Genomic DNA, 19,250 nt, shown 5'->3' on the forward strand with positions numbered 1-19,250 from the left:
CCGGACGGAGAGCGGAACCCATGGCAACGACCACCAGCCTGCAAGAGGGAAAGCGCCCATGAGTTGGGACGACAAGGTCATCTGGTCCGAAGGCATGTTCCTGCGGGCGCAGCATTTCCAGCAGCAGGACCGCTATGTCGAGCGGCTGGTGCGCGGTCGTGTCGGCGGCATCCGTCCCTTCGCCTGGGGCATCAGCGAGCTGACGATCAACCGCGAGCTTCTGGCGGTCGGCAAGTTCGCCGTGCTGCGCTGCAAGGGCATCCTGGAGGACGGGACGCCGATCAACATTCCCGACGACGACGATCCGCCGCCGCCGCTCGACCTGCCGGAGACGCTGGCCAACAGCATCGTCTATCTGGCATTGCCGGTGCGCCAGCGCGGCGGCGTCGAGTTCGAGGTGGGCGAGAGCGCCGATGCCGCCACCCGCTATGTCGGCGAGGAGACCGAGACGGTCGACGCCATCGCCGGTTCGGCCAGCGTGTCGCGCATCCGCACCGGCCGGCTGCGCCTGCGCTACCGTCTGGAACGGCAGGAGCGTGCCGGCTACCACTGCCTCGGCCTCGCCCGCATCCAGGAGGTGCGGTCGGACCGCCATGCCACGCTGGACGAGCGCTACATCCCGCCGACCCTCAATGTCCAGGCGCTGGCCCCGCTGGCCGGCTTCGTCACCGAGATCCAGGGGCTGCTGAACAGCCGGACGGAGGCGCTGGCCGCCCGCGTCGCCGGCTCCAACGGGCGCGGCGCCGGCGAGATGGCCGACTTCCTGATGCTCCAGGTCGCCAACCGCTCCGAACCGCTGTTCGCCAACCTCGCCCGCATGCCCGACATCCACCCGGAGCGGCTGCACGGCATGATGCTGGGGCTGGCCGGCGAACTGGCGACCTTCACCGCCATGAACAAGCGTCCGCCCTCCTTCCCGCCCTACCGGCACGAGGATCTGCAGAGCACGCTGGAGCCGGTGATGGCGGAGATCCGCCGGTCGCTGAGCGCGGTGCTGGAACAGACCGCCATTCCCATCGACCTGCAGGAACGCAAGTACGGCATCCGCGTCGGCACCATCGCCGACCGCACGCTGATCACCACCGCGACCTTCGTGCTTGCGGTGCGGGCCGACATGCCGGGCGAGGCGCTGCGCCGCAATTTCCCGGCATTGGTGAAGATCGGTCCGGTCGAGCAAATCCGCGAACTCGTCAATGTTCAGTTGCCCGGAATCCGGGTAAGGCCATTGCCGGTCGCACCGCGCCAGCTCCCCTATCATGCCGGCGCCGTGTATTTCGAACTCGAGCGCGGTAGCCCGATTTGGAAACAGCTTGCAACTTCGGGCGGAATCGCTGTTCATCTGGCAGGTGATTTCCCTCAGGTGGCGATGGAGCTTTGGGCGATCCGTGGCTGATTCAGCACCATATCCAGACCTGACGGCAGACCTGACTGCAGACATGGCGGGGACGCGATGAAGCTCGGCGGGGTGCTGGCGCTTCGCACGGGGGCCGTCATCGCGGCGACGGTGGCGACCGCCGTCCTGTTGTCGGTCGCGCTGGCCGGACTGAAGTTCGAGCAGAAGCTGCGCGAGGTCACCGGCTCCCGGCTGACCGTGGTGGCGGACGAGATGCGGCGCCGGGTCGAATACGGCCTGACGCTGGGGCTCGACCTGTCCGAACTGGTCGATCTCCAGGCCCAGGCCGAGCGGGCCGGTTCCGGCGAGGAAATCCTCGGGGTCGAGGTGGTCGACGACCGCGGCATCGTGCTGTTCGCCGCCGACCGCGCCGCCGTCGGCCAGCCCTCGCCGGTGCGCTGGAACGTGGAGTCCGCCACCGGGGCGACGCTGCGCCAGCAGATTTCCGGCGATGCCCTGATCATCGGCAGCAGCGTGCGCAACAGCTTCGGCCAGACGGTGGGCGAGGTGATCCTGCGCTCGTCGCTGGCCGGGCTGCGGGCGCGCGTGGCCGCCGTCCAGGCGGAGTTGCGGGCCGGCACGCTGGTCCTGGTCGGGATCGCCGGGCTGGCGACCTTGGCCGCCGTCTTCATGGTGGTGCGCCAGGGCGGCGGGCGCCGCGGCCTCGCCGCCGGTGCCGCCCCGCTGGGCGCGGTGCGCGACCGCCTGAACCATGGCATCGCCGACGCCGACCGCGCCATGGAGGAGCTGGAACGCGAACTCGACGCCATGGTGCCGCAGGGAATGCCGCAGGGCGTTGGCAGGAGTTCCGGCACCGCCAGCTTCGGAGCCGCCACATGAGCGACGCCACCCGCAACGCCGCTTCCTCCACTCCCGGTTCCGCTACCCCGGCAGCCAAGCCGAAGGGCGGCCGCGACCCGATCAGCGCCCTGGTGCTGCGGCTGACCATCGTGACCGTGGCGGTGCTGCTGGTGGCGGCCGGGGCCGCGTCCTGGCTGTCGCTGCGCAGCTTCGACCCGCTGTTCCAGCCGGAATTGGCGCGCAAGGCGCAGACGGTCGGCGGGCTGATGGCGGCGCAGGTCGACCGCGGCCTTGGCGTGCGCATCCCGCTGAACCGGATGACCGGCCTCGACGCCCTGCTGGCGGAGGAGGTATCGCGTCACGACGACATCGCCTACATCGCCGTGACCGACCCGGCCGGCCGCATCGTCGCTTCGGCGGGCGCGCCGCTGGCCGGCATGACCGCGCTGGCGGCCGACCGTCTGGCCGGCCCCGCCGACGGACGGCTGGCGAGCGGCTTCATCGACATCGACCGTCCGCTCGGCGAGGCCGCCAATCCGGCCGGCGCGCTGCATGTCGGCGTCGACAGCGCCTTCCTGGCCAAGGCCTCGACCGACCTGGCGCTCGACGTGCTGTCGGTGGTCATCGTCTCGATCCTGCTGATCTTCGAGGTGCTGCAGCTGGTGGTGAACCTCGCCATGCGGCGGGTGCTGACGCTGCGGCTGCTGGCCGACCGGGCGGAGGAGGGCGATTTCCGCGCCACCCTGCCGGAGATCGCCGCTCCCGCAGGGTCCGCCTCCGGTCCTGCGTCCGAGGACCGGGCGCTGGAAGGCGGGGTGCGCGCCGCGCTCGACACGGTCAACGCCCGCTATGCCGGCCTTGCCGCGCGGGTGGCGGAGCTGCGCGGCCGGCTGGGCTCCGACGACCCGCGGGTCGGGCGGGCGGAGTCCGGGCTTGCCGCCCTGTCCGGCCGCTTCCGCTTCCGCGATCCGGAGTCCACCGCCGCCGCGCCGACACCGCTGAACCTCGTCTTCCTGCGCCTGCCGGTCTTCCTGTTCTGCCTGTCGGAGGAGCTGTCGCGCCCCTTCCTGCCGGCCTATGCCAAATCCTTCGCCGGCGAGGTGCCGTGGCTGACGCCCGACATGGTGGTCAGCCTGCCGATCACCATGTTCATGCTGATCTGGGCGCTGTCGCAGCCGGGCGGCGCCCGCTTCTCGGAACGCTGGGGCCGGGCGCGCTCCTTCACCATCGGCGCGGTGCTGGGATCCGTCAGCCTCGCGCTGACCGCCTATGCCGGTTCGCTGTACGAGCTGATGCTGTGGCGCTGCCTGACCGCGCTCGGCTACGGGCTGGTGCTGATCACCGCGCAGGGGATCGTCATCGACCACAGTACGCCGCGCAACCGTGCCGCCGGCATGGCGATGTTCATCGGCGCGCTGCTGGCCGCCGGCGTCTGCGGCCCGGTCGGCGGCGGTATCATCGCCGATCAGGTCGGGTTCCGCGCCACCTTCCTGCTGGGCGCCGCGCTGGCGCTGGGCTCCGGCCTGTCGGTCAGCCTGCTGCTGCTGCGCGGCCGGAGCACCGCCCGTCCCGCCGGGGCCGCCGCCCGGCCGGCGATGGGCAGCGCGCTGCCGCTGTTCCGCGACCTCCGCTTCTCCGCCCTGATGCTGCTCAGCGCCATCCCGACCAAGATCGCGTCGACCGCCTTCCTGTTCTGCCTGGTGCCGCTGCTGCTGACCGCCGACGGCGCCACCAAGTCCGAGGTCGGGCGGGTGCAGATGATGTATTTCGTCGCCTTCATCCTGGTGTCGCCGCTGGCGGCCAGCCTGTCCGACCGCTGGCAGGCGCGGCGCGGCTTCATCGCGCTTGGCGGCATCGGCACGCTGGCCAGCTGCCTGCCCATCGTCGCCACCCATGCGCTGTGGGGGCCGCCGCTGGCCATCGCCCTGTTCGGCCTGTCGCAGGCCCTGGTCGGCGCCCCGCAGCTGACGCTGGTCTCGCAGATCGCCCGCGAGGGCGGCCTGCCGGAGACCGCGGCCATCGGCTGGTACAGGCTGATCGAGCGGCTCGGCGGCGCGCTCGGGCCCGTCGCCGCGATGGCGGTCGCCGTCGCCACCTCCTACCGCGAGGCGATGGTGGGCATCGGCCTGCTGTGCGGGGTGAGCGCGATATTGTTCTGGATCCTGTTCCGCACCGGCCGGCCGGCCACCCCCGCCGCCCGGCCGCAGGAGGCTTGACCGAGATGAGTTTCGATCCCCGCGACCTTCAGATCCGGCGCCGGGCGCTGCTGCGCCTCGCCGCCGCCGGCGGCCTCGCCCTGCCGGGGGCCTCGCTCGCCGGATCGGCGCTGGCCGCCGCCGTCCCCGACAAGACCTTCCGCATCACCATGGTGCTGGGCCGCGGCGAGAGCGACAACGAGTTCGGCTTCAAGGACTATCTCGCCCGCCGTGGGCTGAAGGCGGAATTCACCATCCGCAACACCGGCGGCGACACGGCCAGGCTGCCGGGCATCATCGAGGAGATCAAGGACACCCGGCCCGACCTGGTCTACAGCTGGGGCACGCCGCAGACCCGGGCGCTGGTCGGTCCCTTCGACGATGCCAATCCGCGCAAATACATCACCGACATCCCGGTGGTCTTCACCTTCGTCGCCGCCCCGGTCGATGCGAAGATCGTTCCCGACCTCACCCGTTCCGGGCGCAACGTCACCGGCACCATCCACATCGCGCCGATCGCGGTGCAGCTCAACACCATCCAGGCCTACCGGCCGGTCAAGCGGCTGGGCGTGGTCTACAATCCGCAGGAACGCAACTCCGTCCTCACCATCGAGGGGCTGCGGGCGGAGGCTGCGCTGCGCGGGCTGGAGCTGATCGAGGAGCCGGTTCCGCTCAACGACCGCGGCGAGCCGATCTCGGCCGCGGTGCCCGACGCGCTGGCCCGGGTGGCGAAGCGCGGGGCTGAGGTGCTCTATATCGGCCCCGACACCTTCATCGCCTTCCACAACCGCTCCGTCGTCGCGTCGGAGGCGTTGCGCCTGCAACTGCCGACTTTCTCGGTGACGGAGCTGATCGTGCGGACCGACAAGGCGATGCTGGCACTGGCCAGCAGCGCCTACGGCATCGGCCGCTTCACCGCCTTCAAGGCCGCCCAGATCCTGGCCGACGGGGTCAGTCCGGGCGAAATCCCGGTGGAAACGCTGAAGCGCTTTTCCGTCATCATCAACATGGCCACCGTGCGGGCGCTGGAATACTACCCGCCCATCGGCCTGCTGAACTTCGCGGAGATCATCGAATCGTGAGTGGCGACCCAACCCGGCATCTCACGGGCGGCGCGGCATGAGCGCGACCGCCCCTGCCACCCTGTCGCGCCCCGCGGGACCGCTGTGCGGGGATGCAACGTCGCCGCTGTGCGGCGATGCCGCCCGCGCGGTGGCCGGCTCCCGCCTGTCGGCGCTGGCCGCCGGCCTACCGGACGGGCTGTCCGTCCGCATGATGGATTTGGGCGATTCCCGCCTGCTTGCCGATTTCCGCGTCCGCGTGGTGGCGACGCTGGAGGATCCCGACCATTACCGGATGGCCGGGGAGGTCGGGAACTTCGTCGCCGACCATCTGGGCGACCGCGGGCTGACCGCCGGAATCTTCCGCGTCGACGGTGCCGGCGAGGGGCGGCTGGTCGCCTACGGCGCGCTCGGCCTGCCGGGCGCCGGCGATGCCAACCGCGGCCGCGACCTCGACCTGCCGGAGGCGGAGCTGCCCTGGGTCGCGCACATGTCGTCGGCCATGGTCGATCCGTCGGAACGCGGGCGCGGCCTGCATCACCGGCTGATCGACTGGCGGATCGGGGTGGCGGAGGCGCTGGGCCGCCGGCACCTGATCACCACGGTCAGCACCCGGAATCACCGCAGCTGGGGCCATCTGGCCGGGCATGGCATCTATCCGCGGCGGATGATCCGCGTCGGCAGCGATCTGGTGCGGCTGCTGGTCCACCGGGACTTCGGCGTCGATCCGGTCTTCGACACCGCCAGCGCCGAGCTGGTGGCGGTGGAGGATCTGGCCGGCCGCTGGGATGTGTTCGAGCGCGGCCATGTCTGGGGGCGCGTCGCGGCCGGCGAAGGGGCTGCGGCGCGCTGGTATGCGCTGTGCGGGCGTGAACGGGCCGGGCGGGCGCGCTGAGCGCGGACGGCTGGCCGGAGGGGATGGGCGGGATGGGATCGGGGAGTTTCGGAGCGCGGCTGGCGGCGTTCGTGGCGGTGGCGGTGTTCGTCGCCGTGCTGTCCGCCGTCGTGCTGTGGACGCGAGAGCAGACGCGCCGCCTGGATGAGGCCGTGGCCTCCCAGGTCGGATTCGTGCTGAGCGAGGCCAAGGCGTCGCTCGAGACCCAGCTCAACCTCGGGCTGGCGCTGGGCGACCTGCCGCAGGTCGACGCGCTGCTGGCCCGTGCCCGCCTCGCCCTTCCGGGCATCCAGTCGGTCACCGTGCTGGACGAGGGCGGCACCGTCCTCTTCTCCACCAACGCGGTGGAGGTGGGGGAGGCGCTGCCGGTCCGCCAGCCGGCCGGGCCTGACGGCAGCGCGGGCAGCCCGCCGGGCGGCGATGTCAGCGGTTTCTGGTCCGAGGAGCGCGGGGCCGAGCGGATCTACGGCGTCGGCCTCGCCACCAGCTTCGACACGGTGGCGGGTGCCGTGCTGGTGCGCATGCCGGCCGGCGCGATGGCGGAGCCGGTGCGCCATTACGCCCTGATGCTCGCCATCGGCGGGGTGTTGATCGCGCTGCCGGCGGCGTTGCTGGGCTGGCTGGCCGGGCTGTGGCTGGCCGGTGCGCCGCGCCGCTCGCTGGCCGACCTCGCCGCGACGCTGGAAGGGCTGGGCGAGGGCGCGGCATCCCGTGGCACGGCCCTGCCTCCCCCAGCTGCCGCCGATGCCTTGGCCGGTCCCGCCGGAGCGCTGGGCCTTCCCGCCGACGCCTTCACCAAGGCTGTGCGCCGGCGCCTGACCATTCTCGACGAGGCGGAGCGCGAAGTCGCCCGCCTGGACGAACTCGCATGACGCAGCGCACCCTTCCGCACTCTTCAACCCGGCCGCTGGCGGCCCGGCTGTTCATGCTCGGCGTTCCGGCGGTCATCCTGCTGGCCGCGCTGCTGGCGATGGCCGGCGTCGGGCTGCTCGGCACCTGGCTGGCGCAGGACCAGCTCGGCGAGGCACGGGCGGCCAAGGCCGCCGCGGTGGCGGAGGCTGTCCAGCACGACCTGGAACGCGCCATCGCCTACGGCATCCCGCTGCAACGCATCGAGGGCGTCGACTCCTATCTCCAGGGCATCGCCGGCCGCAACCCGGATCTGGGATTCCTGGCGCTGACCGGTGGCGACGGCGCGCTGCTCCAGGGGACGGCGACCGCCGCCACCGCTGCGGCCGGTGCCGGCCACCTCGACGCCCGGGGGCTGGAGGCTCTGGCCGCAACGCTGCGCGGCCTGCCGACGCCCGAAACCCGGGCCGCGTCGCTCGAGCCGATCGAACGCGACGGCCTGCTGATCCTGCGCCTGCCCGTGCGCGTCGGGCGACTGTCGGCGGAAGGCGGCGGCGGCGCGGCCAGCCCGCCGGCCGGCCATGTGCTGGTCGGCGTGCAGCCCGGGCAGGTGCGCGGCCAGATCGCCGGGGAGCTGGTGACGGTGGCGCTGGGCGGGCTGGCGGTTCTGCTGCTGCTGGCCGAACTGGCCGGCATTCTGGCCCGCGCCAGCTTCCGCGCGCCGCTGCGCCACCTGTCCCGCGCCATGCAGGAGGCGGCCGACGGCCGTTTCGCGACGCTGCTGGGCCGCCGGCCGCGCGATCAGGTCGGCCGGCTGCTCTTCGCCTTCAACGCCGTGGTCTTCGGGCTGCACGACCGCCGCCAGCGCTTTGCCGCCCATGCCGACGAGGTACGGGCCGCCGTCTTCGACCCGGAGGTCGCCGCGGCGGTGGAGCGCACCCGCCAGTCGGCGCTCGACGCCCTCGGCCCCGGCCTGGAGGCGGCGCCGCGCCGCGAGGTCGATGTCCGCGCCGACGATGTCCATGGCTTCGCGGTGCTGGCCGCCGCGGCGTCGGCGATGCTGGTGCTTGGCGGTGGAACCTCTTCCGCAACCGGCCTGCTGCCGGCCGCCGCCGCGGCGCTGGCCGGTGCCGCCGCCGGGTATGCCGTCCCGGCGCGATGGCGCCGTCTTGCCGCGCTGCTGGTCGTGCTGGCGGTTGCGGCGGCTGCGCTGCTGGCCGCCGGGCTGTCGGCCGGAGCGGCAACGGACGGCTGGACGCTGCCGGGCATCCTGTGCGGCGGTCTTACCGCCGGTCTGGCCGCCGGACTGGCACTGTCCTATGTCCGCCGCCAGACGGTCGATGGCGGCTCGGGCGCCGGCTCGGGCGCCGGTATGGGCGCCGGCACGCTCCCGGTCGTCCGCGCGCTCGTCTCCGGCATCCTCGCCGCGCTGCTGTGGGCGGTCGCCATCGGTTGGGACGGCGGGACGCTCGCCGCCTCGTCGCTGCTGCTTGCCGGGCTGGCGCTGCCGATGGCCCGCCCCATCGTCGTTCCGCGGAGCTGACACCCCATGCTGCTTCAGACCCGCATCATCCTGTTCGTGCTCGCCACCGTCACCGTGGTCGCGGGCCTCCTGCTCGGTTTCGCCGCCCTTCGCGAGGATGCCGCCGCCCAGCGCGCCCGCGAGCTTGAGCTGGCGCGGCTGGAAACCTCCTGGCAGCTCGCGGTGTCGGGCGCCGCCGGCCGGATCGACCAGGGGCTGGGACGGCTGGCCGGCGATTCCGAGATCGCCCGCGCGGTCGAGGCAGAGGACCGCGGCGCGCTCGACCGCCGCGCCGCCGCGCTCGGCATCGTCGCCGCCCCGTCGGCCGGCGGCATCACCGACATCAACCTGCTGTCGAAGTCGGGCGACCTGCTCTACAGCACCGACCCGTCGCTCGACCCGGCGCCGCTGCTGAACCGCGGCGCGCTCGACGCCATCCTGTCCGGGCAGAAGCTGGCCCGCGGCGTCCGTCTGGTCGATGGAGAGCGTCTCATCGTCGTGGCCGGCGCGCCGATCTATGCCGGAACCGGGGCCGGCGGCGGCGCCGGCAGCGGTGCCGGCGTTACCGGGGCCGCGGTCGCCGGGCTCGATTTCGCCGCTGCGCTCGACGTGCTGCGCCGGACCACCGGCGGGCGCGTCTTCGCCGTCACCCGCAACGGCGCTGTGCTGGACGGCGTGTCCGACCCGCTGTGGCCGGCGGTCAAGCCGCTGGTCCGCCCGGCCGAACGCAGCATCTCCACGCTGGCCAGCGGCGGGCGGCGCTACGCGCTGGCCAGCCTGCCGGTCGCCGATCTGGCCGGCGGCCGGGTCGCCACCGTGCTGATCGCCAGCGACGTCACCCAGGCGGTGGAGGAGCAGACACTGTGGTCGGTCGCCTATGTCGCGGCGGTCGGCCTCGTGCTGCTCGGTGCGCTGGGGCTGCTCTACGGCTTCCTCCGGCGCAACTTCTCGACGCTCGACGGGGCGGTGAAGGCGTTGCAGGATCTCTCACGCGGCCGGTCGATGGGCTATGTCGAGCTGCCGGCCGGCAACGACGAGATCGGCCGCATCGCCGGGGCGGTCGAGGTCTTCCGCGGCGTGATGCGCGAGATCGAGCGCAGCGCCGGCCAGCGCGAGCGCCGCCTGCGCCGCCAGCAGCGCTTCATCCGCCGTCAGATGGAGGCGCTTGCCGTCACGCTGGAGGAGGATGCCCGGCTGAACCTGCTGGAGGAGCTGCGCCAGATCGAGGCGGAAACCCACGACGCCCAGTCGGCCCAGTCCAAGGGCGTCGGCGACGAATTGGGTCTGCTGGCCCTGGGCTTCTCCCGCCTCGCGACCCGCGTCAGCACCCAGCAGGTCCAGCTGACCCAGATGGTGCGCGACCTGCGCGAGGCGCTGGCCGACAAGCGCCGGCTGATCAGCCTCCAGCAGGAGCTGGAGATCGCCCGCACCATGCAGCTGACCATCCTGCCGCAGGTCTTCCCCGACCTGGCCGAGCTGGACATCGCCGCGCGGATGATCCCGGCCAAGGAGGTCGGCGGCGATTTCTACGATTTCTTCCCGATTTCCGAGCACAAGGTGGCTGTGGTCATCGCCGACGTGTCGGGCAAGGGCATCCCGGCCGCCTTTTTCATGCTGATCACCCGGACGATGCTGCGCGCCATCGCCGAGTCCGGCGTCGGTCCGGCCGAGACCATGCGCCGGGTCAACAACCTGCTGGCGGCGGAGAACGAGCAGATGATGTTCGTCACCGCCTTCTACGGCGAGCTGGACCTGCGCACCGGCGTGCTGGCCTTCTCCAACGGCGGCCACAACCCGCCGCTGCGCATGACCGCGGCCGGCACGGTGAAGGAGCTGGCGCGCACCCCCGGCATCGCGCTGGCGGCCATGCCCGACATGCCCTTCGGCGAGAAGAGCGTGACGCTCGACACCGGCGACATGGTGGTGCTGTTCACCGACGGCGTGACCGAGGCCTTCAACGGCGAGGACGTGATGTATGGCGACCCGCGGCTGGTCGATGCCGTCGGGCGGCAGGCCAGCGCCACGGCGCGCGACGGGCTGGACGGGGTGCTGGCCGACGTCGCCCGCTTCACCGCCGGGGCGCCGCAGTCCGACGACATCACCTGTCTCGTCCTGCGCTGGCGCGGCGCGGTGGATGCTCCGGCCGGAACCATGGCGCAGGTCCCGGATGCGGTCGCCTGATCTGGGTCACACGGTCCGGTTCGCGGAAACCGGCTTGTGCAAGGGGCGCGCGTAAGGCGTCGTGCTGCGGGCCGTGGCGTGATATAAGCACGAACCAAGCGAGACGAGGTAGGCAGGGTATGAATATCACCGAAGAATCGGTCAACGGCGTCACCGTTCTGCGCGCCGTCGGCCGCATCGACAGCGGCAATGCCGGCGAATTCGAAGCGGTGCTGGTCGCCGCGATGTCGGCGGAGGGCACGCGCCTCGTTGTCGACATGGCGCAGCTTTCCTATATCAGCTCCGCCGGCTTGCGTTGCCTGCTGGTCGCCGCGAAGGCGGCACGCACCAAGCGCGGGGCCATCGCCCTGTCGGCGATGGCGGCGCATATCCGCGAGGTCTTCGACGTCAGCGGCTTCTCGTCGCTGTTCGAGATCCATCCCGATGCGGCGTCCGCCGTCACGGCGCTCGGCGGGTGAGGACAGGGACCGATTTCCGCCGGCTGCGGCCGGCCTTTCGATAAGGCGGTTTCCGAAAGGGGGCCGGGCAGGGAATGGCAAGCGGCGATCGGCCAAAAATCCTGGTGGTTGAAGATTCTCCGGCCGTGCGGCTGTCGGTCGCCGGCTATCTCGAAGGCCGCGGCTGCAAGGTGACCGAGGCGGAGAACGGGCGCGTGGGCATCCGCGCGCTCGACCGCTGCAACTTCGACCTGATCGTCACCGACGTCCTGATGCCGGAGGTCGATGGGATCGAGCTGATCAAGGCCGCCCGCACCGCCCAGCCCGAGGTGAAGATCCTGGCGATGTCCGGCGGCGCTCCCAACATGCCCGCCGGCTATCTGCTGAAGATGACGCGCATGTTCAATGCGGATGAGATCATCTACAAACCCTTCCTCAACGAAGAGTTGGGGGCTGCGGTCGACCGCCTGCTCGACCGGCCGCTCTGAATTTGAGCAGTTTGAAGTCCCTGCCCGAATAAGGGGCAGAATAAGCGGCAAAAAAAACGGCTTCGGGGCACGAAGCGCCGAAGCCGCAAGTCTTGCGTGGAACCAACCGAGTATCGCCACGCAAGGCTTGTGCCAGAAAATCCCCGTCAGAAATTCCCAGCCGGAAATTCCCAGCCGGAAATCCCTGCCGGCTTTCCCGGAGCGCCGACCTCCCCCGTCACACCCTCCCTGCCCGGAAAAATCCTGGAACGCCGCTTGTCCGCTCCTGTTGTCCGGGGCATGTGGGCGCATCGGGGCCGGTCATCGGACGGCCATCGCTGGATCGCGGCCCGCAAGACCAAGAATCCTGCAAGAGGGAGCCGACCAGGATGGCACAATATGAGAATCGGTGGCGTGGCGAAGGCCGGGACTGGAGCGAGGACGACCGTGACCGGGAAGGCCGCTGGCGCCGCGAGGGCCAGCGCTACGGCGTCTACGATCCCGGCGACGGCCAGCCCTTCGCCGACCGCGACAGCATGTATCGCGGGCAGGCCCACCGCCATCAGGACGAGCAGGGGCGCAGCTACCGCGACGCCGGCTATGGCGGGCGCGTCGGCAACGAATCGGGCGACTATGGCCGCGAGCCCCGTTACGAAGGCCGGCGCGACATGGAGCGCGTCTACGACCGCAGCTTCGGTGCCGGCCGCGATGTGAACCGCGGCGGCTATGCCGGGGCCGGCAATGCCGGGACGGAAGGCAACTATACCAGCCGCGATATCGGGAGCGGCGACTACCGCAGCCGCGATTACGGTGCAGGCTCCCATGGCGAGCGCGATTACGGTGCCCAGGGCCGGGGCTATGGCCGCGAGCCCGAGCGTGAGCGCGGCGGCTGGTATCGCGGCGATGCCGGCCCCGGCTACGGCCCCGGTTATGGCCGCGACGATGCCCGGTTCCGGGGCGAGGACCGCAATGCGCCGTTCCGCGACCGGGGGTACGGCGGTTATGGCGGCGAGCGGAACGATCGCGGGACCGCGTCGCGCGACCGCGGCTTCTGGGAGCAGGCCGGCGACGAGGTCGCCTCCTGGTTCGGCGACGACGATGCCGAGCGCCGCCGTCACGAGGACGAGCGCCGCGCCGCCCAGAACCGGGGCCGCGGCCCGCGCGGCTACAGCCGGTCCGACGAGCGGATGCGCGAGGACATCAACGACCGGCTGACCGACGACGCCTATATCGACGCCTCCGACATCGAGGTTGCGGTCAGCGGCGGCGAAGCGACGCTGACCGGCATGGTCCCCGACCGCCAGACCAGGCGCCGGGCCGAAGACGTCGCCGAATCCGTCTCCGGCATCAGCCATGTGCAGAACAACCTGCGCGTCCGCAGCCGCACGGATATGCAGGGCGGCTCTGACCGGGGCAATTCCTGGGGCAGCTCGACCGGTGCCGGCGCTTCGGCCATGGCCGGTGCGGGCAGCGGGACCGCCACCGGCGCCGTGTCCTCCCCGTCTGGCTCCCCGGCTGGAGCGGCTGCCGGGCTCCAAGGCTCCGGGATGGGTGCCGGGATGGGTGCCGGAACCAGCGGCGGTCCGGCCGGCGCTTCGGCCGGCACCGGTTCGAATGCCGGCACGAGCGCCAGTACCGCCGGCACGGCCGAAGCCAGCCGCTCCTCCTCCAGCCGCAGTTGAGCCGCTGCCGGCCACCGCTGCCGGATCCCAGGAGGGTTTCCGACCGAACCCGTCCGGCCCCAGGGCCGGGCGGGTTTTTCTGCATGACGGCGAATTCATTTTCCCTGGAAACAGGTTTCTTGACACTCTAATCAACTCGACTATCGTCTTTTTTTGAAACCCGTGAGTTCCATTCATGCCTCTCGATGCGGAAGAGATACCTGACTGGCGCGCTCGGCGGCGCGAGGTCATCCTCACCGCCGCGGCCGAGCTGTTCGCCGGCCGCGACTATGCCTCCGTCCAGGTCGAGGAGGTGGCGAAACGGGCCGGCGTCGGCAAGGCGACCCTGTACCGCTACTTCCCCTCCAAGGAGGAGCTGTATCTGGAATCGCTGGAGCGCGCCCTTGGCGGGCTCGAGCAGAAGCTGAATGCGGAGCTGGCGCCGCGGCATCAGCCGGCGACCGTCCGCCTGTCCTCGATGGTTTCCGCCCTGGTCGATACGCTGAGCGAACAGCTGCAGACGCTGAAGCTGCTGGGCGGCGACCAGTCGGATCTGGCCGACCGCACCCGGCGCATCCTGCGCCGCCGCAGCCAGCGCACCGCGACCGCCCTGCAGCAGGTGCTGGCCGACGGCATGGCGTCGGGCGAATTCCGCAAGGTCGATCTGGAGATCGTCCCGCTGCTGATCATCGGCATGGTGCGCGGCGGGATCATGCAGTTGGGCGACCGCCCGCGCGACGCGCTGGAACGCTCCGTCATCGACCTGCTGATGTCAGGCATCACAACGCTGCCCCCCTTCATATAAGCGAAACGCCGCGGTCCGGCGTCTGGAGTCCCAACGGATGAGACGGCTTTTCCTGGTTCTGCTGGTCGCCGTTCCGGTCGGCGGCGGCGGCTATTATTGGTATGCAAAGCATTCTGCCGGGGGAACGGCCCAGACGACCAAGGCGGCCGAACCGGCCGCTGCGCGGGCGGTGCCGGTGGTGACGCAGATCGTGACGGCCCAGGCGCTGCCCGAACAGATCGTCACCATCGGCAGCGTCCAGCCGGTCGCCGCCATCGCGATCAAGGCGCGCATCGACAGCGTGGTCGAGAGCGTCGCCTTCACCGAGGGGCAGGAGGTCAGGACCGGCGACACGCTGTTCACCCTCGACGCCCGGGCGCTCGAAGCCCAGCTCCGCCAGGCCCAGGCCAACCTGGAGCGCGACCGCGCCAATCTGGAAAAGGCCAAGGGCGACGTGAAGCGCTATTCCGAGCTGGTGCGCACAAGCGCCATCTCGCGCACCCAGTACGATGCGGCGGTCGCCACCGCCGACGCGCTGGAGGGAACGGTGAAGGCCGATCTGGCGGCGATCGAGGCGGCCAGGGTGTCGCTCAGCTTCACCCGCATCGCCGCGCCGATGGATGGACGCACCGGCACCGTCGCCGCCAAGGTCGGCACCATGGTCCGCGCCGCCGACGCCAACCCGCTGGTGACGCTGACCCAGCTGCGCCCGATCAATGTCAGCTTCAACGTCCCGGAAAAGCACCTGCCGACGATCCGCGCCGCGATGGCCCGCGGATCGCTGCCGGTGACCGCCAGCATCGCCGGCAGCCGCGGCGAGACGGCGGAGGGCAAACTGTCCTTCGTCGACAGCCAGGTCGACCAGCAGACCGGCACCATCCTGGTGAAGGGCGAGTTTCCCAATGCCGACACCCGGCTGTGGCCCGGCCAGTTCGTCGACACGGTGCTGACCCTGCGGGTCGAGCCCGACGCCCTGACCGTCGCCGACCCGGCGGTGCAGACCGGCCAGAAGGGCCGCTTCGTGTATGTCGTGAAGGCTGACGAGACGGTGGAGATGCGCCCGGTCACGGTGGAGCGCACCCATGGCGGCCAGAGCGTCATCGCCACCGGCCTCAAGGCCGGCGAGCGGGTGGTGGTCGACGGCCAGTCGCGGCTGTTCCCCGGTGCCAAGGTGTCGGAACGGGGCGGCGGCAAGCCGGCGGCCCCGCCCGGCGGGGAGAGCGCGGCGAGCGTCCGGCAGCAGGGCTCGGCGGCCCATGAATCGGCTCAGGCCCAGACCGGCGGGGGCGCGACGTGAACCTCTCCGAACTCTGCATCCGCCGTCCGGTGATGACCATCCTGCTGACGGCGGCGATGGTCCTCGGCGGTCTGGCGGCCTACCGCCAGCTGCCCACCGCGGCGCTGCCGCGGGTGGATTTCCCGGTGGTCAGCGTCACCGCGACCCTGCCCGGCGCCTCGCCGGAAACCATGGCGGCCTCGGTCGCCAGCCCGCTGGAGCGCGAATTCTCCACCATCGCCGGCATCGACACGCTGACCTCGAACAGCACGCTCGGCAACACCAGCATCACCATCCAGTTCGTGCTGGAGCGCGACATCGACGCGGCGGCGGCCGACGTGCAGGCGGCCATCGCCCGCACCCAGCGCCGGCTGCCGGCGGAGATGACGACCCCGCCCAGCTACCGCAAGGTCAATCCGGCCGACCAGCCGATCCTGTTCGTGTCGCTCAACTCGCCGACGCTGCCGCTGTCCAAGCTGAACGACATCGCCGAGACGCTGATCCAGCCCAAGGTCGCGACCCTGCCCGGCGTCGCCCAGGTCCAGATCTACGGCTCGCAGAAATACGCGGTCCGGGTCCAGGTCAATCCCAACGCGCTGGCGCTGCGCGGCATCGGCATCGACGAGCTGCAGAAGTCGCTGGCCGCGGCCAACGCCAACACGCCGGTCGGCACCCTGACCGGCCAGCAGCAGCAGTTGGTGATCGCCGCCAACCCGCAGCTTCCCGACGCCGCCGCCTTCCGCGAGCTGATCGTCGCCTACCGCAACAGCGCCCCCGTCCGGCTGGGCGACGTGGCGCTGGTGCAGGACAGCGTCGAGAACGACCGCACCGCCAGCTGGCTGAACGGCACCCGCAGCATCATGCTGGCGGTCCAGCGCCAGCCGGACGCCAACACGGTGGAGGTGGTGGACCGCGTGCGTGCCCTGCTGCCGTCCTTCAAGGCGCAGCTTCCGGCATCCGCCGCCATCGACATCGTCAACGACCGCTCCGAATCGATCCGGCAGGCGGTGGAGGACGTGCAGTTCACCCTGGCGCTGACCATCGTGCTGGTGGTGCTGGTGATCTTCCTGTTCCTGCGCCGGCTGTCGGCGACGCTGATTCCGGCGCTGGCGGTGCCGATCTCGCTGATCGCGACGGCGGGCGGCATGCATCTGCTGGGATTTTCCGTCGACAACATCTCGTTGATGGCGCTGACGCTGGCGGTTGGCCTCGTGGTCGACGACGCCATCGTGATGATGGAGAACATCGTCCGCTACGTCGAGGAGGGGATGAAGCCGTTCGAGGCCGCGATCAAGGGCTCGCGCGAGATCGGCTTCACCATCCTGTCCATCACCCTGTCGCTGGTCGCGGTCTTCATCCCGATCCTGCTGATGGGCGGCGTCGTCGGCCGGCTGTTCCACGAGTTCGCCCTGGTCGTCACCATGGCGATCGCCGCGTCGGCCTTCGTGTCGCTGACGCTGACGCCGATGATGTGCTCGCGCTTCCTCACCCACCACGCCCCCGGCGAAGAGAAGGAGGGCTGGTTCGGCCGGATGCTGGAGGGCGGCTTCTCGGCTGTATTGAACGGCTATGCGCGGACCCTGCGCTGGACCCTGCGCCATCGGCCGCTGATGGGGCTGGTGATGATCGCCACCGTGGCCGGCACCGCCCTGATGTACCAGGCGATCCCCAAGGGCTTCTTCCCGACCGAGGACATCGGCCAGATCCAGGTGACGACCGAGGCGCGGCCCGACATCGCCTTCACCTCGATGGCCGAGCGCCAGCAGCAGGTCGCGGCGATCATGAAGGCCCACCCGGCGGTGGTGGACGTCATCTCCTCCGTCGGCGTCGGCGGCAGCACCGGCAACCAGGGCCGCATGTTCGTCACGCTGAAGCCGCGCGACGAGCGCCCGTCGGCGACCGAGGTGATCCAGCAGCTGCGCCGGCAGGTCAACGGCATCCCCGGCATGGCGGTCTACATGCAGCCGGTGCAGAACCTGCGCATCGGCGGCCGCTCGTCCAAGAGCCTCTACCAATACACCATCCAGGGCCTCGACCTCGACGAGCTGTACCAGTGGTCGGCCCGGCTGGAACAGACGCTGCACGGCATCCCCGTCCTCCAGGACGTCACCAGCGACCTTCAGCTCAACAACCCGCAGGCCTATGTGCACATCGACCGCGAGAAGGCGGCGACGCTGGGGATCGGCGTCGATCAGGTGCGCTCGACCCTCTACAGCGCCTTCGGCCAGCGGCAGGTTTCGACCATCTACACCCCCAGCAACGATTACCAGGTGCTGATCGAGCTGGAGCCGAAATACCAGAGCGACGACAGCTCGCTGTCGCGCATCTATGTCCGCTCGGCCACGACGGCCAAGCTGGTGCCGCTCGACGCCTTCGCGCGGGTGGAGCGCACCGCCGGCCCGCTGGCGGTGGCGCACCAGGGGCAGCTGCCGGCGGTCACCCTGTCCTTCAACGTCGCGCCCGGCGCCTCGCTGGGGCAGGCGGTCGACCTGATCCGTGCGGCGGAGCGCGAGATCGACCTGCCGCCCACCATCACCACCGGCTTCGCCGGCACCGCCCAGGTGTTCCAGGATGCCCAGGCCGGGCAGGCGCTGTTGCTGTCGGCCGCGGTTCTGGTGATCTACATCGTGCTCGGCGTGCTGTACGAGAGCTTCGTCCATCCGCTGACCATCCTGTCCGGCCTGCCGTCGGCGGTGATCGGCGCGCTCGGCACGCTGATGCTGTTCGACACCGAACTCAGCATGATCGCGATCATCGGCATCCTGATGCTGATCGGCATCGTGAAGAAGAACGCGATCATGATGATCGATTTCGCGGTGGAGGCGCGGCGCAACGGCATGTCGGCGCACGATGCCATCGAGCAGGCCTGCCTGCTGCGCTTCCGCCCGATCATGATGACGACGATGGCGGCGATCATGGGCACCCTGCCCATCGCCATCGCCCATGGCGCGGCGGCCGAACTGCGCCAGCCGCTGGGCCTCGCCGTGGTCGGCGGCCTGTGCGTGTCGCAGGTGCTGACGCTCTACATCACGCCGTCGCTCTATCTCTACATGGAGGATTTCGGCCGCTTCGTCGGCGGCCTGTTCCACCGCGGCGAAAAGGGCGGCCGCAAGGCCGACCTGCCGCACGGCCCGATGCCGGCCGGCGGAGACGACTGAGCCGCTGCTGCAGGGATCGGGCGCAGCGACCGGAAATTCCGGAGTCGCCTGCGCACGGATCGGATCGCGTTTCAAATCCTGCCTGATTTGACGCGATCCGATCCGATTTCATGGAATTGCCATAGCCCCGGTGCTTGTGCGGCTGTCCATTCCGCATCCGCACCGGTCGAGCCATGACCTTCCGAAGCCCGCCGCTCCCGCCGCTCGAAGGTGGGCAGATGGCCGGAGATGCCGGGCTTTATGCCCGATGGTATGGGAAGAGCGGCTGGCCGACCGGAGACGGCTGTCTTCGCCGGCTCGTTCACCGCCAGTTCGCCAGTTTCCGAATTCCTCGATCTGGATTCGTTCCGCCGGCAACGCTCGCCAGTCTCATGAACGAGGCCGGGTGAACGAGGCCGGGTGAACGAGGCCGGGGTAACGAGTCTGGGCCGGGTGCCGGGTTTGGCGATCTTCGAGTCATTCCACAGCCGATACGATTCTTATATCTCACTGTATATCCATTAAGGCGTATTACCGTCCTTGACTCAATCTTTGAAAGAAAATATTTTTAAAACAATCTGAATTGGACAG

The 19,250-nt window shown here is 70.6% G+C and carries 14 protein-coding genes; all 14 read left to right on the forward strand.

Annotated elements, in window-relative coordinates:
• Positions 1-58: 58 nt before the first annotated feature.
• On the forward strand, positions 59-1,393 hold the full coding sequence (gene tssK, locus ABMY26_RS19450; RefSeq protein WP_045580317.1) for a type VI secretion system baseplate subunit TssK: 1,335 nt from the start codon (positions 59-61) through the stop codon (positions 1,391-1,393).
• 57 nt (positions 1,394-1,450) lie between these two features.
• A complete protein-coding gene (locus ABMY26_RS19455; RefSeq protein ID WP_372398815.1) occupies positions 1,451-2,233 on the forward strand; it encodes a hypothetical protein in 783 nt (260 codons plus the stop codon).
• Positions 2,230-4,410 carry an MFS transporter gene (locus ABMY26_RS19460; protein ID WP_372398816.1) on the forward strand — a complete coding sequence of 727 codons (2,181 nt, stop codon included), beginning with the start codon at positions 2,230-2,232 and terminating at the stop codon, positions 4,408-4,410. Before ABMY26_RS19455 ends, ABMY26_RS19460 begins: the two co-directional genes overlap by 4 nt.
• 5 nt (positions 4,411-4,415) lie before the next feature.
• A complete protein-coding gene (locus ABMY26_RS19465) occupies positions 4,416-5,471 on the forward strand; it encodes an ABC transporter substrate-binding protein (protein WP_372398817.1) in 1,056 nt (351 codons plus the stop codon).
• Positions 5,472-5,508: 37 nt separating this feature from the next.
• A complete protein-coding gene (locus tag ABMY26_RS19470) occupies positions 5,509-6,345 on the forward strand; it encodes a GNAT family N-acetyltransferase (RefSeq protein WP_372398818.1) in 837 nt (278 codons plus the stop codon).
• A gap of 32 nt (positions 6,346-6,377) precedes the next feature.
• Positions 6,378-7,217: a hypothetical protein gene (locus ABMY26_RS19475; protein WP_372398819.1), complete on the forward strand. Its 840-nt coding sequence runs from the start codon at positions 6,378-6,380 to the stop codon at positions 7,215-7,217.
• The gene (locus ABMY26_RS19480; RefSeq protein WP_372398820.1) at positions 7,214-8,737 is read left to right on the forward strand and encodes a hypothetical protein; all 1,524 of its coding nucleotides are present in this window, start codon (positions 7,214-7,216) and stop codon (positions 8,735-8,737) included. The genes ABMY26_RS19475 and ABMY26_RS19480 overlap by 4 nt, the downstream gene beginning before the upstream one ends.
• 6 nt (positions 8,738-8,743) lie before the next feature.
• A complete protein-coding gene (locus ABMY26_RS19485) occupies positions 8,744-10,897 on the forward strand; it encodes a PP2C family protein-serine/threonine phosphatase (protein WP_372398821.1) in 2,154 nt (717 codons plus the stop codon).
• A gap of 119 nt (positions 10,898-11,016) precedes the next feature.
• Positions 11,017-11,355, forward strand: a complete 339-nt coding sequence (locus ABMY26_RS19490) for an STAS domain-containing protein (protein WP_372398822.1) — start codon at positions 11,017-11,019, stop codon at positions 11,353-11,355.
• Between the two features lie 104 nt (positions 11,356-11,459).
• Entirely contained in the window at positions 11,460-11,822 is a 363-nt protein-coding gene (locus tag ABMY26_RS19495) for a response regulator (RefSeq protein ID WP_372398823.1), read from the forward strand.
• 368 nt (positions 11,823-12,190) lie between these two features.
• Positions 12,191-13,483: a BON domain-containing protein gene (locus ABMY26_RS19500; RefSeq protein ID WP_372398824.1), complete on the forward strand. Its 1,293-nt coding sequence runs from the start codon at positions 12,191-12,193 to the stop codon at positions 13,481-13,483.
• Positions 13,484-13,658: 175 nt separating this feature from the next.
• The gene (locus ABMY26_RS19505; RefSeq protein ID WP_372398825.1) at positions 13,659-14,267 is read left to right on the forward strand and encodes a TetR/AcrR family transcriptional regulator; all 609 of its coding nucleotides are present in this window, start codon (positions 13,659-13,661) and stop codon (positions 14,265-14,267) included.
• Between the two features lie 37 nt (positions 14,268-14,304).
• Positions 14,305-15,543: an efflux RND transporter periplasmic adaptor subunit gene (locus tag ABMY26_RS19510; protein WP_372398826.1), complete on the forward strand. Its 1,239-nt coding sequence runs from the start codon at positions 14,305-14,307 to the stop codon at positions 15,541-15,543.
• Positions 15,540-18,680, forward strand: a complete 3,141-nt coding sequence (locus tag ABMY26_RS19515; RefSeq protein WP_372398827.1) for an efflux RND transporter permease subunit — start codon at positions 15,540-15,542, stop codon at positions 18,678-18,680. Before ABMY26_RS19510 ends, ABMY26_RS19515 begins: the two co-directional genes overlap by 4 nt.
• The last annotated feature ends 570 nt before the right edge of the window (positions 18,681-19,250 follow it).

This window comes from Azospirillum sp. HJ39 (genome assembly GCF_041507355.1).
GTDB lineage: Bacteria > Pseudomonadota > Alphaproteobacteria > Azospirillales > Azospirillaceae > Azospirillum > Azospirillum thiophilum.